The sequence below is a fragment of the Pseudonocardia sp. OZ21 genome (assembly GCF_059359135.1).
In genome coordinates, this window is the sequence record NZ_JCADBN010000008.1 from 39,385 (window position 1) to 54,403 (window position 15,019).

Consider the following 15,019-nt stretch of genomic DNA (forward strand, 5'->3'; position numbering starts at 1 on the left):
CGCGATGTGCGGGGCCACCCTGCCTCACACGGAGGCGGTACCAGCGGATTCACCGACGACCCGTGATCGTTCCGGGTCGGCGAGGGTCCATCGGTACACCATCTTTCCGTGCGTCCGATGCCGCTCCAGTGTCGTGAAGGAGCCGCGCGCCGCCCGCCCGCTTTCCGGATAGCGACTTTCTTCGCCCGGAACGAGCCGGCCGGCCCAGCCCGGACCACTTGCGTCCCGCTGGAACAGTCGCGCTCGCAATTTTGCATTGCCCGATTCTTCTCGCGCCGAACCATCACCACGGCAACTTCCACTGCGGCGGCTACAGCCATGGCCGCCGGTCCCGATTCCGCCGGCCCTGGGTTGAGATGATGAACGCACACCACACCACGCAGGCGCCCGACGCATCGGCGCCGCGCCTGTCCGTCACACGGCTACTGGTGGCCACGGACCTCCTGCCGGAGGCCCCACCGGTGAGCCTGACCAGCATTTTCCGTCGCTTCTGGCCCGACACCCGCCCGTATCGGGGCTGGGTGTGGACCAGCCTGTTGCTCGTCATGGTCGGTCCGTTGCTGAGCGCCGCTACGATCTATCTCCTCAAGATCCTGATCGACGACGTGCTCCAACCGCATGACTTCCACCTGTTCCCGCAGGTCGCAGCCGCCTACCTCGTGCTGACGGTGGTCGGCGGCATCGTGGGCTTCTTCGACGAGTACCTGGCGGCCTGGGTCGGCGGAAGGTTCATCCTGAACCTGCGGAGCCGGGTGTTCGGTCATCTGCACCGCCAGTCGTCGGCCTTCTTCGACCGGAACGAGCTGGGCGACATCCTCTCGCGGCTGACCGGCGACATCACGGCGATCGAGCAGCTCATCCTCTCCGGCGTCGCATCGGGCCTGACCTACGTCTTCGAGCTCGCGTTCTTCATCGCCGCGCTGTTCTACCTCGACTGGCGCCTCGCGCTGGTCTCGTTGGTCGCCACGCCGGGATTCATCCTCGTCGCCCGGTCCTTCTCCAGCCGGATCAAGATCGCGTCCGGGGAGAAGCGACGCAAGGCCGGTTCCATCACCGCGGTCGCCGAGGAGAGCTTCAGCAACGCCGCGCTGGTGCGCGCCTACGACCGCTGGGACGAGGAGCAGAGCCGGTTCGACGCGCAGAACCTCGCCGCCTATCGCGCCCAGCTGCGTGCCACGCGCTTGCAGGCCCTGTTCGCCCCGCTGACCAACCTGCTCGAGGTGGTCGGTGTCCTGCTGGTGGTGGGGTTCGCCGTGTGGGAGCTCGCCAACAACAACATCACTCTGGGCGGGGTGCTGGCCTTCGTGGCCTACCTGACCCAGCTCTACGGGCCGATCCAGGGACTCGGGAAGCTGACCAACCGGCTGTTCTCCGCCAGCGCAGGCGCCGAGCGGGTCATCGAGCTCCTCGACCTCACCCCGACCGTCGTGGAGCCCGCGAACCCGGCGCCGCTGACCCGGGCCCGTGGTTCGCTACAGGTGCGTGGCCTCTCGTTCCGGTACGAGGACGCGGGGCGCCCGGCCGTGTCCGGCGTCGACTTCGTCGTCGAACCGGGTCAGCGGCTCGCGCTGGTCGGCGCGAGCGGGGCCGGCAAGTCGACCCTGGCGAAGCTGATCCTGCGCTTCTTCGACCCCGACTCGGGCTCCATCACCCTTGACGGGCGCGATCTGCGGGAGCTGACCCTGACCGATCTCCGGCGCAACATCACACCCGTTCTGCAGGAGACGCTCGTCTTCGACGGCACCATCCGCGACAACATCCTGTGGGGCCGCCCCGACGCCACCGAGGAGGAGGTCGTCAAGGCGGCGACCGCCGCCGACGCGGACTCCTTCATCAACCAGCTGCCGGGGGGCTACGACACCCGCATCGGACAACGCGGCCGGCTGCTCTCGGGAGGGCAGAGACAGCGGGTCGCCATCGCCAGGGCGATGATCCGCGACAGCCCGGTGCTGCTGCTCGACGAGCCCACCACCGGTCTCGACGCCGAGTCGGCCCAGCGCATCCTCGTGCCACTGCGCCGCCTCATGGCCGGGCGGACCACGATCGTCATCTCGCACAACCTGCTCACCGTGACCGACGCCGACCGGATCCTGTACCTCGAGGACGGCCGCATCGCCGCGGCCGGCACCCACACCGAACTCCTCGCGGCCAGTCCCGGCTATGCCCGGCTCTACCACCTGCACGGCATGACACCCGCCCCGGAGCCCGTACCGCGGTAAGGGGGAGACGCGCGCCGGCTGTGTTCCTCGCAGAGCCCGTGGGCTCTGCGAGGAACGTGTCCAGCGCGCGGTCGGCGCGTGATCCCGACGAGTTCTGCCGAATCGCCTCGGGGGCGCTGCTCCCCGCCGTACCGTCCGCCTCATGGACGGAGCACAGTGGCTGGCCTCCTACCAGGAGCGGCTGCAGGAGTTCGGGGCGAGAGCGGCACAGGTGCAGAAGGCGGTGGCGGACGCCTCGGCCACCGTGACGAGCCGCGACGGGGCGGTCACCGTCACGGTCGACCCGGCCGGCGCGCTGCACCGGCTGGTGCTGTCCGAGCGCACGGAAGCCATGACGCGCGTGCAGCTCGCCGCGGCGGTGGTGGCCACGGCCAACGAGGCCAGGGCGGAGGCGGCGCGGCGCGCCGCGGCGGCCGTCTCCCCGCTGATCGGCCCCGATGCCGCGCGCATGCTGCGGGCCTACCTGCCTGCCCAGCGCGGCGAGGGCGAGCGATGACCGCCGGGTTCGAGGTCGACGATGCGGTGCTCCACGCCCACGCCGGGCAGGTCGACGCACTGGCCGCGCGGATGCGGGCGGTGGCTGCTGCTGCCCGGCCGCTCGACCCGGCCGCCTACGGGGTGATCGGCCAGGCCTTCGCCGGCGCCGCGAGCGAGGCGGCCCGCGCCGGCTCGGTCGTGGTCACCGCACTGGCCGAGCAGGCAGGCGCGATCGCCCACGGGGTGCGGGCCAGCGGCGCCGCCTACCGGGAGATCGAGGACGGCACCGCTGCCGGGTGGGGAGGTGGGCGGTGAGCGAGCCCGCACCGCCGGCGCAGCACGACCCGCCGGGCAGCAGCACGCTCGTCGCGGAGCCCGACGGGCAGACCTCCGCTCTGGAGGGCACGGGATTGGCGTCGAGCTGGACCGATCTCGGGGAGGCGGTGGCCGCGGAACAACCGGACGGCCTGGCGATCGCCTTCGCCGCGGCCGGTGCGGGGCTCGACACGCTCGGGGCCGTCGCCGACCCGTTCCACGAGGTCCTGTCGTCGGCAGCGGGCTGGCTCATCGAGCACGTCTGGTTCCTGCGCGAGCCCCTCGACGCGCTGGCGGGCGACCCCCAGCAGGTCACCGCCCAGGCCCGGACGTGGAGCAACATCGCGTCGGAGCTGCGCAGCATCGCCGCCGACCAGACCGCTGCCGAGGTCCCCGGCTGGAGCGGGCGGGCGGGCGAGGCCTACCGCGACGCGGTGCACCGCTACACGCGATCGGTCGTCGACGTCGCCGGGCAGGCCGACGGGCTGGCGGACGTCGTGCTCAGCAGCGGAGCGGCCGTCGGCACCATCCGCGCCCTGGTCCGGGACCTCATCGCCGACTTCCTCGCCTGGGCCGTGCGCCAGGCGATCTCCGCGCTGGCCACCGCTGCGGTGACCGTTGCCGCGTCCACGGCAGTGGCGATCACCGCCATCGCGGTGGAGGCCTACCGACTGGCGCGCCACATCACCGAGCATCTCTCCCGGCTGCTCGACGTGCTGTCGGGCGCCGGGGAGACGGTGGGCGGGCTCGTCGACGGCATGCGCCACGCCATGGTCGAGGCACGGGCCACGGCGCCCTACATGCACGACTCCCTCGAGAAGGTGCCGGCGGCCGAGGTCACGGAGGCCGGCAAGCAGTTCTCCGGCGCGGAGCTCGACGAGCCGCCGTCCGAGCAGCCGCCCGCCCGCTGACCGCCCCGTTGCGCGGCACCCGGAAAACGGGTGAACCCACCCCGCCGGACATACGTGTGTGAGGAGACGGCCGGCCCCGAACCGGCCGCCTGATCGAGGAGCTCCCCATGCGCCTACCCCGCATCCTGCCGATTGCCGCACTGGCCGCCCTCACGCTCGCGCTCAGCGCGTGCGGGGGCATCACCAGCGGTGATGACGGATACGGCTACAGCTCGTCCCCCTCCCCGCTGTCGGCACCCCCCCAGTCCCCGTCCGGCAACGCGGGTGGTGCCTCCGGCGCCGGCGTCGGCGCCACCGGCGGCACCGTGCTGGCCGCGCGCGTCCTGCCCGAGGTCGGCCCGGTCGTCACCGACGCGGACGGCTTCACCCTCTACCGGTTCGACCAGGACAAGGCGAAGCCGCCGACGGCCACGTGCGAGGGCGAGTGCGCGGCGAAGTGGCCGCCGATCATCGTCGACCCCGAGGGCAAGCTCTCGCTGCAGGGCGTGGACCAGTCGCTCATCGGCATGGTGCAACGCTCCGACGGCACGAGCCAGCTCACGCTGGCCGGTTGGGCGCTCTACCGCTACACGGGCGACAGCGCCCCGGGCGCCGCGACGGGCCAGGGTGTGGGCGACAAGTGGTTCGCGGCCACCCCGGAGGGCAAGAAGGCGCCCGCCACACCCTGATCCCGGTCGGACCGCAGCGCGGCGCCGGGGCAGGATGGGGCCATGGCACAGGTGACAGCCCGGTCGACACGCACCATCGAGGCCCCGGCGGAGCGCGTGCGGTCGGCGCTCGCGGACTACGAGACCGTGCGGCCGACGATTCTCACGGAGCACTACCGCGACTACCGCGTGGAGGCAGGTGGCACGGGAGCAGGCACGCGGGTGCACTGGACGTTGCAGGCGACGAAGAAGCGGGTGCGCGACCAACTGGTCGAGGTCGGCGTCCCGGCGGAGGACCGGATCGTCGAGCGGGACACGAACTCCAGCATGGTCACGACGTGGACGGTCACGCCGGCCGGCACCGACCGCAGCGTCGTGTCGGTGGAGACCACGTGGAACGGCGCCGGCGGGATCGGCGGCTTCTTCGAGCGGACGTTCGCACCGAAGGGACTGCAGCGGATCCACGACGGGGTGCTGTCCAACCTCGTGGGGGTCGTGCGCAGCTGAGTCCGGTCAGATCGTCGGGGACGCGACCGGCTCCCAGCGGGCGCGCACGACGTGACCGGCGCGGATCTCCACGTCGAGCTCCCGGCTGTCGTCGAGCGGGCAGCGCGCCGCGACCGCCTCGTCGTCGAAGGCGCCCGCCTGCCTCGCCCACTCCAGCCAGACCACGACGTCGACCGCGGTGCCGGTGAACAGGGCGCCGGGACTGCCCCACGGGGCGCCGACGCCGGTCACCTCGCGCAGGTAGTACCGCAGCGACCACGGTGGGGTGGAGAGCGCGGCGAGCACCCGGAGCGCGGCGTCGTCGTCGGGCACCACCATCGCGGTGAGGCCCGGGCACAGGACGGTCCGCGGTGCGCCCGGATCCACGCGCAGGCGTAGCCCCTCGCGGCCGTCCTGCTCGGGAACGGCCAGGCGGCCGGACGCGGCGGGGTCGAACTGGGGGACGGCCGGTCCGAACGGCCGGACGGCGGCGACGAGGGCGCTCAGGCCGCCGCACACGGTGGTCGCGCCGGTCGGTCCGGTGACCAACCAGCCGCCGCTGCGGGCGGCGGCCCGCACGCCGGGCCGGGTCACCAGCCGCAGCAGCGCCGTGACCGCGGCGGTCCGCGCCGCGAGGTCGGCGAACCAGGGCCTCCCCCAGTCCGCCGCGGTCCGGTCCCCGCATGCCCCGCACATCAGTGGCGCCTCACTACGGCATCACGTCCCCGGAGTTGGGTCCGAGCGTCTGGCCGACGAACAGGTTGCCACCGGGATCGCTCGCGAGCAGCACCGCGGTGGGCGCGACCTCCTCGGGCAGCCCGAACCGGCCGAGCGGAAGCTCCTTCCGTTTCGCCGCCTTCCACTCCGCGGTGATGCCCTCCACCAGCGGCGTCTCGATGGGTCCCGGCGCGATGGCGTTGACGAGCACCCCGTGCTCGGCGACCTCGAGGGCGAGTGACTTCGTCAGGCCGATGACGCCCGCCTTGGCCGCGGAGTAGTGGGTGAGGCCGTGGCCACCCTTGATGCCGAGCTGGGACGCGATGTTGATGACCCGGCCGAAGCCGCGCTCCACCATGCCGGGCACCACGTGCCGGCAGCAGAGGAAGACCCCGGTCAGGTCGACCGCGAGCGTCTCGGACCAGGTGGCCAGATCCATCTCGACGAGGGGCGACTCGGTCAGGATGCCCGCGGAGTTGACCAGGACGTCGATCCGGCCCAGCCGGGCCGACGCCTCGGCGACCGCGGTGCGCACCGACTCCTCGTCGGTGACGTCGATGACCACCTGCGCGTTCTTCCGGTCGGCGGTCACCACGTCCGCACCGGCCGCGGTGAACGCCTCGGCGATGGCCCGGCCGATCCCGCTGCCGCCGCCGACAACCAGCGCCGTCCGGCCGGACAGGACGCCGTGCTCGTGCGGCTGACGGGTCTCAGTCATCGGACGCCGTCGTCATGCGGGCATGCGGACGGTGAGCCCGCCGTCGACGACCATGGTCTGGCCGGTCACGTACGACGCCTGCTCCGAGGTGAGGAACCGGATCACCGACGCCACCTCGTCGGGACGGCCCACCCGCCCCAGCGGGATGTCCCGCCCGGCGCGGTCCAGGCCCTCCGGTCCCAGTGAGTTCACCGGGTCCAGGGACTGCGGTGTGACCACGTAGCCGGGGATCACCGTGTTGACCCGGATCCCGCGCGGTGCGAGCTCCACCGCGAGGCTCCGGCACAGCCCGAGCACCCCGGCCTTGGCCGCGCCGTAGTGCGCGTGGTCGCCCCAGCCGTAGACGCCGCCGGCGATGGACGACACGGCGACCATCGCTCCACCGTCCATGCGCGCCGCGGCCGACCGGAACGTGCGCAGCACCCCGGTGAGGTCGACCGACAGCATGTCGTCCCACGCGTCGTCGGTCAGGTCCGCCAGCGCCGCGCGGCGCAGCACGCCTGCGGCCGCCACCGCGATGTCGAGCCGTCCCCACTCGTCGACGGCACGCTGGGCGAACGCGTCGACCTGCTGCGGATCGCGCACGTCCACCTCGTGGACGACGCACTCGCCGCCCGCCTCGGCCACCGCCCTCGCGGTCTCGTGCGGGTCGTGCGGGTCGCCGGGGAAGGTGCCGACCACCGTGCGCACCCCCGCCTCCGCGTAGGACACGGCCAGCGCGCGACCGATCCCGCTCGCTGCACCCGTGATGATCGCAACCTCGGACATCGTGCTCCTCTCTCCGATCAGCCCTGCAGTACCGACACCTTGCGGGCGCCGAACATGACGAACCCCGAGACGAACGTGCCCACGGCACCGACGACGAGCGCGGCGTGGCCCCAGTCGGCGCCGGTCGCGAGCATCGAGGTGACGAGCACGCCGGCCAGGATCGCGCCCGGCTGGGACAGCGCATTGAGGAAACCGATGCCCGAGGCCCGGCAGCGGGTGTCGTAGCACTCGCCCATGTAGAACAGCAGCGCCGAGTACGGGCCGACCAGGAAGAACATGCCGAGCGAGTAGAGCATCACGACGCTGAGCGTGCTGGTTGCGACCGTCAGCATCAGCGCGAACAGCACCCCGGAGAGGAGCCAGCCGAATGCGATCACGTTGCGGCGGCCCAGCTTGTCGCCGATCCAGCCGTGCGCGACGTAGCCCACATAGCCCACAGCGTTGATGACGATGAGGAGCAGCAGCGAGTTGGTGAAGCTGACGTGCTTGCCGTGCGTGAGCACGGTGGTACCCAGGACACTGAACACCTGGATCCCGAACCAGTTGATGAAGATCGCAAGGCCCAGGACCAGTGTGTTGCGCAGGGCCTGACCGCGGAAGATCGCCGTCATCGGGGCGGAGTCCTCCTCGGCGACGCCGTAGGAGCGGGCGAGCGCGGTGGCCTCGGCGGCCCTGCCCTTCTTGCGCAGTGTGCGCAGCTCCATCTCCAGCTCGAACTGCGGGCTCTCGCGCAGCCCTCGGCGCATCAGGGCGATCAGAAGCGCGGGGAACACCGCGAGCAGGAAGCAGCCCCGCCAGCCGATCAACGGCAGGAAGATGGCGACCCACGCCGAGGCCAGGAGCACGCCGAGCGGCCAGCCACCCTGCACCAGGCTGTACACCAGCCCGCGCCGCCTCTTGATCACCTCGTCGTCGGTGACCGCGTAGATCTCGTTGAGGTAGGTGGCGTTGACGGCCTGCTCGGACAACCCGAGGCCCCCGAGCGACCGCACCCCGATGAGATAGCCCGCGCCCGGCGTCACCGCCGAGAGGGCCGACGCGACCGCCGTGCCCGACACGGTGAGGATCATCCCCTTGCGACGCCCGATGCGGTCGACGATGGGGCCGACGGCCAGTGCGACGACCGCGGTGGTCACGGTCACGAGGGTGGAGACCAGCGATGCCGTGGCGTCGGACCACCCGAAACTGCTGGCGATCTGCGGCAGCAAGGTGCCGAACATGATGTAGTCGAAGACGGCGAACAGCCAGGCGAAGAAGGCGATGATCGTCGCCTTACGGGTGGCTCGAACCCCTACCCGCCGAAACGTATTGGTCGCGCGTGTGGTGCCCGTCTCGGGTACAGCGGACATGGCGGTGCCCTCTTCAGAATTTGTCGGAACCGGGGAGAACGGACTTTCAGGACCGTGGGAAACGATTCAGAAAGTCATCGGCAATCTCGTTGAACGTGGCCCAGCGCACCCCGTCGTGCCCGTTGATGTGCTCGATCAACCGTTCCAGCATCAGCAGCGTCTGCGGTCGCCCGGAGACGTCGGGGTGGATCGTGATCGTGAACGTCGCGTAGTCCATCTCCCGGTACACCCAGTCGAACTGGTCGCGCCACATCTCCTCGAGCTGCCTCGGGTTGACGAATCCGTGGCTGTTGGCGCTCGCCTTGACGAACATCATCGGAGGCAGGTCGTCGAGGTACCAGTTCGCGGGGATCTCGACGAGGCCGGTCTCCTCGCCGCGCACCAGTGGCTTCATCCACTCCTCGGCCGGCTTCGAGTAGTCGATCTTCGTCCAGCTGTCGCCGACCCGCACGTAGTACGGGGAGAAGTCGTTGTGCATCAGCGAGTGGTCGTACTTGACGCCCCGCTCGAGCAGCAGCTCGTTGGTGACCGGGGAGAACTCCCACCACGGCGCCACGTAGCCGGTCGGGCGGTTGCCGGCGAGCTTCTCGATGAGCTCGATGCTGCGGTCCAGGATCGCGCTCTCCTGGTCGCGCGTCATGGCGATCGGGTTCTCGTGCGAGTAGCCGTGCGCCCCCACCTCGTGCCCGGCGTCCACGATCATCCTGGTCTGGTCGGGGAAGGTCTCGAGCGAGTGCCCGGGGACGAAGAACGTGGTGCGCAGGTTCCTGCGCTCGAACATTCGCAGCAGCCGTGGCACCCCCACCTCTCCGGCGAACATGCCGCGCGAAATGTCGCACGGTGAGTCCTCCCCGCCGTAGGAGCCGAGCCACCCGGCCACAGCGTCCACATCCACACCGAAAGCGACGAATATTTCCTTGGGCATAAATCGGTCCTTCCGGTTCTCATGGGCGGCGACGAGGGACGTTCGCGACCCAAACGTTCGGGTAACGTTCCAACCCGCGACGGAGGATGTCAATGGTCTGTCGTTTCGGTCGCAAAAAATCGGGGGACGGCGGTCGATGAGCGCGAACAGATCATCTCCGGTCACGCTGCGGATGATCGCTGATCAACTCGGACTGCATGTGTCGACCGTTTCGCGGGCTCTGCACGGAACGTCCGGCGAAAGCGGGCGGGCGGCTTCCCCGGCCACGGTCGAACGGATTCGCCGGCTGGCCGACGAGCTCGGCTACCGGCCCAACCCGCACGCCACGGGCCTGCGGACCAGGCGCAGCAACCTGATCGGCGTACTCGTCCCACGGCTGAGCGACATCGTTCTCGCGCTGATCTACGAGGGCATCGAGGAGGCCGCGGCCGACCACGGGCTGTCCACCTTCGTCACGAACACGCGCGACGATCCGGCGACCCAGCGCAGCCGCACCGAGATGGTGCTCTCCCGCCGGGTGGACGGGATGATCTTCGGCGACGCCTACGCCGACGCGCGGTTCCTGGCCGAGGTCACCGCGCGGGGCGTGCCCTTCGTCCTCGTGAGCCGACGCGCCGGCGACCTGCCGTCGGTGACCTGCGACGACCATCTCGGCGGCCGGATGGTCGGCGAGCACCTGCTCGCGCTCGGGCACCGGGACGTCGCTGTCGTCGCCGGCGAGCCCTACGCGAGTACCGGGATCGACCGCACCGCAGGTTTCGTCGCCGCCTACGCCGACGCCGGCATCGAGATCCCTGCCCGGCGGATCGTCCCGTCCGGGTTCGACGCGCCGGGCGGCCGCGCGGCGGCGGAACAGCTGCTGGCCTGCGGGCCGCCGCCGAGCGCGATCTTCGCGGTGAACGACTTCGCCGCGATCGGCGTACTCGGCGCACTGCGGGACCGCGGCCTGCCGGCGGGGACGGACATCTCCGTGGCCGGCTTCAACGACACCCCGCTGGCGGCCGAGCTGCCGGTGCCGTTGACCACCGTGCGTTCCCCCATGCGGGAGGTGGGCCGGCGCGGGGTCGAGCTGCTGACCCGGCTGCTGCGGGGTGAGCAGGTGGAGTCCGAGCGGCTGCGCCCCCAGCTCGTGGTGCGCGCCTCCACCGCCGCGAGACCGCCGGGCTGATCACCGGATCGACAGCGCGCAGTGGCGCAGATCGTCGTTCACCCGTCAGCATGATCGGCGGCGGGCGCGGATCCGCCCCGACGATGGGAGCCGTCATCAGTCCACCCAGCGAGACCGGCATCGTCGCCGTGGCGGGTGAGGCGCTCGTCGACCTCGTCCCGGCACCCGTCGGTGACTACCTCGAGCCTGCGCCGGGCGGGAGCCCCGCCAACGTCGCCGTGGCCCTGTCCCGGCTGGGCGTGCCGTCCCGGCTGCTGGCCCGCATCGCCGACGACATGCTCGGCCGCCGCGTCCGCGAGCACCTCACCGGCAACGGGGTGGAGCTCGACCACGCGGTGCGCGCGCAGGAGCAGACGTCGCTCGCGATGGTCGCCGTCGACGCCCACGGCGTGCCGAGCTATGACTTCCGCATCGCGGGCACGGCCGACTGGCAGTGGACACCCGACGAGCTCGCCGGCGCACTCGACGGGCCCGTCGTCGCGCTGCACTCCGGGTCGCTCGCCCTGACCACGCCGCCCGGCGCGCGCGTCCTGCGCGAGCTGCTCACCCGCTCCGCGGCCACCGCCACGATCAGCTACGACCCCAACTGCCGTCCGCTGCTCATGGGCGACCCGCGCGACGTGCTCGCCGGCGCCCACGACCTGCTCGCCGTGGCCGACGTGGTCAAGGTGAGCTCCGAGGATCTCGAGTGGCTCGTCCCCGGCTCCACGCCGGAGGCCGTGCTGGAGGACTGGCTCGGCCGCGGACCCGCCCTCGTCACCGTCACCCTCGGCGCCGGGGGCGCGCTCGCCGGCACCGCGGCCGGCGTGCGGTCACGACGCCCGGGCGTCACGGTCGACGTCATCGACACGGTGGGGGCGGGCGACACGTTCTCCGCCACCCTGCTCGCGGGGCTTCACCGGCGGGGGCTGCTCGGCGCGCCCGCTCGGGCCGAGCTCCGGGCGATAAGCGCCGACACGCTCGACACACTGCTCGACGAGGCCGTCACCGCCGCGGCGATCACCTGCTCCCGCCGCGGCGCCGACCCGCCCTCCGCCGACGATCTGCTCGCCCGGCAGGTATGACTCGTGGTACGTGGGCGGCGGGTGACGGCCCCAGATCCTTTCGCCCCCCGCCGCCCACGGCTCGTGGTCCCCGGCTCTACCCGAGGGTCCGACCTGGAGCGCGCGGCGAGCGCGCACTCCGGTGGGTGGTCGTGCTGTCCCGTGCCAGCCTCTCCGACGTCGTCCACATTCGCCATCAGGGTCACCGGACCGGGGCGGAAAACCTATCGGTCGGCCGTGGCGGCCTGCCACCCCTCCCCTGATGATGTAGACGATCATCCTCCCCGGTAGTCGCGCCGGTGCACAGGGCGACCACTCGGTCGGGTCGATTTGCGTCACACCGGAGAGCAGCATCCGCCGGCGCACGGCCCCGATCAGCGGGTGCGCGCCAGCAACCGCTCGGCGGGCCAGGTGTTCAGCACCCGGTCCGACGGCACCCCGCAGGCGGCCGCGCGCTCGCACCCGTTGCCCAGCCAGTCGAGCTGCCCCGGCGCGTGGGCGTCGGTGTCGATGGTGAACGAGCAGCCCGCCTCGACGGCCAGCCGCAGCAGCCGCTTCGGGGGGTCGAGCCGTTCGGGTCGCGAGTTCACCTCCACCGCAACGCCGTACTCCGCGCAGGCGGCGAACACCTCGCCCGCGTCGAACTCCGACTCCGGCCGCTTGCGGGTGCCCGTGACCATCCGGCCCGTGCAGTGCCCGAGCACGTCGACGAGCGGGTTCGCGACCGCCGTGAGCATCCGCTCGGTCATCTCGATCCGGGGCATCCGCAGCTTCGAGTGCACCGACGCGACGACGACATCCAGCTCGGCGAGCAGGTCCTCGTCCTGGTCGAGTGAGCCGTCCTCATTGATGTCGACCTCGATCCCCGTGAGCACGCGGAAGCCGTCGCCGAGCTCGACGTTGAGCTCCGCGACCTGGGCGAGCTGGGCACGCAGGCGGTCGGCCGACAACCCGTTGGCGACCGTGAGCCGGGGCGAGTGATCGGTGATCACCAGGTAGTCGTGGCCCAGCTCCCGCGCCGTCTGCACCATCTCCCGCAGCGGGGAGCCGCCGTCGGAGGCATCGGTGTGGCTGTGGCAGTCCCCGCGGATGGCCGACCGCAGCGCCGTGGCGGCCTCGTCGAGCGGCGTGCCCTCCGTGGCCTCCAGCCTGCGCAGGTACACCGGCTCCTCCCCCGCCACCGACTCCGTGACGCAGCGCGCGGTCACCTCACCCACGCCCTTGAGCCGAACCAGCTCACCGGACCGGACGAGGCCGGCGACCTCGTCGGCGTCCCGTCCGCCCAGCACCGCGGCCGCGGTACGGAACGCCCGCACGCGGTAGGTGGACTCGTGTGCGCGCTCGAGCAGGAAGGCGATCCGTCGCAGGTCGGCCACGGCGTCCCGGGGTTCGCTCACAGCGGCGATCGTCGCACGAGGCGGAACCCCCGTCCCCCGTCACTCGCGGACCCGGGCGACTCGTGCCCGGATCCCGGGCGACTCGCGGAACGCAAAGAGGCGACTCGCGGGATGGAAACGGGCGACTCGCGGAGCACCCGAACCGGCCACCCCGCGAGTCGCCCGTTCCGCGTGCGCGAGTCGCCCGTCCCGGGCCCGCGAGTCGCCCGATCTGGGCGCGCGAGTCGCCCGATCTGGGCGCGCGAGTCGCCCGGTCTGGGGCGCGCGAGTCACCCTCCCTGTGAGGGGCGGGTGGGGACGTCAGCGGAGCCAGCGGCGGTTGCGGCGCGACCAGGCGGTCGCCCACAGCTCCGGGAGCTCGCGCTCGATCTGCTCGGCGCGGGCGGCGTCGCGCCCGTAGAGCAGTCCGAAGCTGAAGCCGTTCTCCCCGGCCGGGTGGGCCACGGAGCCCAGCTCACGCAGCGCCTCGCGGGCGACCACGGTGTCCTGGTGCTCACCGAGTGCCGCCTGGAAGCCCTTGAGCGACTTCGCGAACCGCTGGGCGTCCTTCCCCGCTACCGGCTCGGCCACCTCCGTGGCGTACCGGAGGCGCTTGCCCGCCTTTCGGGCGGTGTGCACCGCGGCGTCGCGGTGGTCGGCAGGCGCCGTGGGGTCGGTGGCGATGCCGACCGCTTCCTCCAGCCGTTGGGCGGTGCGCGCCACCAGCGCGGGCAGCTCCTTGCGGGCGGGCCGGGCGGCGCGCTTCGTGAGCGGGGGCCGCTCCAGCAGCGCGTCGATGGCCATGCGCAGCGTGGCGTAGCGCTCACCGTCCAACGCGGTGAGAACGGCGGCCGTGGCCTCGGCCTCGACGCGGGCGAAGTGGCGCGTCATCTGCGCCTGCGCCGGTCCGAGCAGCAGCTCGGGCGGAAGCCCGGCGAGCCCGTCGGAGATCCGCTCGTGCAGTACCTCGGCGTCCCGGGCCGGGGCGAGCTCCTGGCCCAGCTCCCGGAGTCCGTCGACGATCGGGTCGGTGCGCTTGCGGTCGAGCAGCGGGCGGTAGGCCTGCAGCGCACTGCGCATCCGACGGGACGCGACGCGCAACTGGTGCACGGAGTCGGGTCCGCCGCGGCGCACCCGGAGCTCCTCGGCGGCCAGGCGGTCGGCCTGGGCGGCGAGGTACTCCAGCAACACCGCTCCCGCCGAGCCGCGCGGACCGCTGCGCCGCTTGCGGACCTTCGGCGCCGGACGGAGCAGGCGTTCGAGCTCGTCCTCGGCAGCGGGCGCGGCGGGCCGCAGCCCGCTCTCGGCGAAGCGTTTCTCGAGCTCGGTCACGAGCGCGTTGTCGGCCTCCGCGCGATGCAGCTCCACCTCGGTCCAGGCCTCGACCTCCGTGGCACGGCCAAGGGTGGCGAGCGTGACGTCGTCGTGGACGACCACGGCGAGCAGCCGGTCGGCGTCGCCGTGCAGACGGGTCTCCGCGCGGACGCGACGGATCCGGCCGGCCGGCCGGACCGCGCGGTCACGCACGACCCCGCGGATCAGTTCCTGCAGCTCACCCGGCACCTCGGGGGCGGCCCCGGCGTCGGAGGCCAGCGGGACACGCAGTTGCTCGGCCTCGTCACCGTCCGGCAGGTCGAGGTGCCACTGGTCCTGGCCCTCCCCGCCGCGGTGCAGGGTGAGTTTGATGCCGGCCGCGCTCAGTCGATGGTCGTCGGTGTCGAACCGCTCCGTCTCGAGCACCAGCGCAGGCGCGGCATCGTCTCGATGGACGCCGAGAAGTGCTGCCAGGCGAGGGGCTCCCGTGCCTGCGGGTCCGCGGTAGGTGCGGTTCCAGGTGCGCGTCGTCGTGTCCGTCATTCGATCGGGTGCCCCCAGTGACGTTTCGTCAATCGGTCCGTGG

15 protein-coding genes are annotated in these 15,019 nt (G+C 72.1%); 8 read left to right on the top strand and 7 right to left on the bottom strand.

Going from position 1 to position 15,019, the window contains the following annotated elements; genetic code table 11:
• Positions 1 to 359 precede the first annotated feature (359 nt).
• From AC5L35_RS19195 to AC5L35_RS19220, 6 genes are all read left to right on the top strand, one after another.
• A complete protein-coding gene (locus AC5L35_RS19195; protein WP_495061033.1) occupies positions 360 to 2,219 on the top strand; it encodes an ABC transporter ATP-binding protein in 1,860 nt (619 codons plus the stop codon).
• A 142-nt stretch (positions 2,220 to 2,361) separates the two neighbouring features.
• Complete coding sequence (locus tag AC5L35_RS19200) at positions 2,362 to 2,715, top strand: YbaB/EbfC family nucleoid-associated protein (protein ID WP_495061034.1); 354 nt, start codon at positions 2,362 to 2,364, stop codon at positions 2,713 to 2,715.
• Positions 2,712 to 3,011: a type VII secretion target gene (locus AC5L35_RS19205; RefSeq protein ID WP_495061035.1), complete on the top strand. Its 300-nt coding sequence runs from the start codon at positions 2,712 to 2,714 to the stop codon at positions 3,009 to 3,011. Before AC5L35_RS19200 ends, AC5L35_RS19205 begins: the two co-directional genes overlap by 4 nt.
• On the top strand, positions 3,008 to 3,922 hold the full coding sequence (locus AC5L35_RS19210; protein WP_495061036.1) for a WXG100 family type VII secretion target: 915 nt from the start codon (positions 3,008 to 3,010) through the stop codon (positions 3,920 to 3,922). Before AC5L35_RS19205 ends, AC5L35_RS19210 begins: the two co-directional genes overlap by 4 nt.
• Positions 3,923 to 4,029: 107 nt before the next feature.
• A complete protein-coding gene (locus AC5L35_RS19215) occupies positions 4,030 to 4,590 on the top strand; it encodes a hypothetical protein (protein WP_495061037.1) in 561 nt (186 codons plus the stop codon).
• Between the two features lie 42 nt (positions 4,591 to 4,632).
• A complete protein-coding gene (locus AC5L35_RS19220; RefSeq protein ID WP_495061038.1) occupies positions 4,633 to 5,076 on the top strand; it encodes an SRPBCC family protein in 444 nt (147 codons plus the stop codon).
• A 6-nt stretch (positions 5,077 to 5,082) separates the two neighbouring features.
• Here AC5L35_RS19220 and AC5L35_RS19225 read toward each other — a convergent pair whose 3' ends face one another.
• From AC5L35_RS19225 to AC5L35_RS19245, 5 genes are read right to left on the bottom strand one after another with little or no spacing between them, the layout of a single operon-like run.
• Positions 5,083 to 5,751 (bottom strand): hypothetical protein, encoded by a 669-nt coding sequence (locus AC5L35_RS19225; protein ID WP_495061039.1) that lies wholly within the window; start codon positions 5,749 to 5,751, stop codon positions 5,083 to 5,085.
• Between the two features lie 13 nt (positions 5,752 to 5,764).
• A complete protein-coding gene (locus tag AC5L35_RS19230; protein WP_495061040.1) occupies positions 5,765 to 6,490 on the bottom strand; it encodes an SDR family NAD(P)-dependent oxidoreductase in 726 nt (241 codons plus the stop codon).
• 12 nt (positions 6,491 to 6,502) lie between these two features.
• Positions 6,503 to 7,258 (bottom strand): SDR family NAD(P)-dependent oxidoreductase, encoded by a 756-nt coding sequence (locus AC5L35_RS19235; protein ID WP_495061041.1) that lies wholly within the window; start codon positions 7,256 to 7,258, stop codon positions 6,503 to 6,505.
• A gap of 17 nt (positions 7,259 to 7,275) precedes the next feature.
• Positions 7,276 to 8,607 carry an MFS transporter gene (locus AC5L35_RS19240; RefSeq protein ID WP_495061042.1) on the bottom strand — a complete coding sequence of 444 codons (1,332 nt, stop codon included), beginning with the start codon at positions 8,605 to 8,607 and terminating at the stop codon, positions 7,276 to 7,278.
• Positions 8,608 to 8,653: 46 nt separating this feature from the next.
• Positions 8,654 to 9,532 carry a polysaccharide deacetylase family protein gene (locus AC5L35_RS19245; protein WP_495061043.1) on the bottom strand — a complete coding sequence of 293 codons (879 nt, stop codon included), beginning with the start codon at positions 9,530 to 9,532 and terminating at the stop codon, positions 8,654 to 8,656.
• Between the two features lie 172 nt (positions 9,533 to 9,704).
• Between AC5L35_RS19245 and AC5L35_RS19250 the strand changes: the two genes are divergently transcribed.
• Both AC5L35_RS19250 and AC5L35_RS19255 read left to right on the top strand, forming a co-directional pair.
• On the top strand, positions 9,705 to 10,700 hold the full coding sequence (locus AC5L35_RS19250; RefSeq protein ID WP_495061288.1) for a LacI family DNA-binding transcriptional regulator: 996 nt from the start codon (positions 9,705 to 9,707) through the stop codon (positions 10,698 to 10,700).
• An 83-nt stretch (positions 10,701 to 10,783) separates the two neighbouring features.
• Positions 10,784 to 11,764, top strand: a complete 981-nt coding sequence (locus AC5L35_RS19255; protein ID WP_495061044.1) for a carbohydrate kinase family protein — start codon at positions 10,784 to 10,786, stop codon at positions 11,762 to 11,764.
• A gap of 353 nt (positions 11,765 to 12,117) precedes the next feature.
• On the opposite strand, the gene AC5L35_RS19260 is transcribed toward AC5L35_RS19255, so the two are convergent.
• Complete coding sequence (locus AC5L35_RS19260) at positions 12,118 to 13,140, bottom strand: PHP domain-containing protein (protein ID WP_495061045.1); 1,023 nt, start codon at positions 13,138 to 13,140, stop codon at positions 12,118 to 12,120.
• A gap of 300 nt (positions 13,141 to 13,440) precedes the next feature.
• Positions 13,441 to 14,976 carry a CYTH and CHAD domain-containing protein gene (locus AC5L35_RS19265; protein WP_495061046.1) on the bottom strand — a complete coding sequence of 512 codons (1,536 nt, stop codon included), beginning with the start codon at positions 14,974 to 14,976 and terminating at the stop codon, positions 13,441 to 13,443.
• Positions 14,977 to 15,019 lie beyond the last annotated feature (43 nt).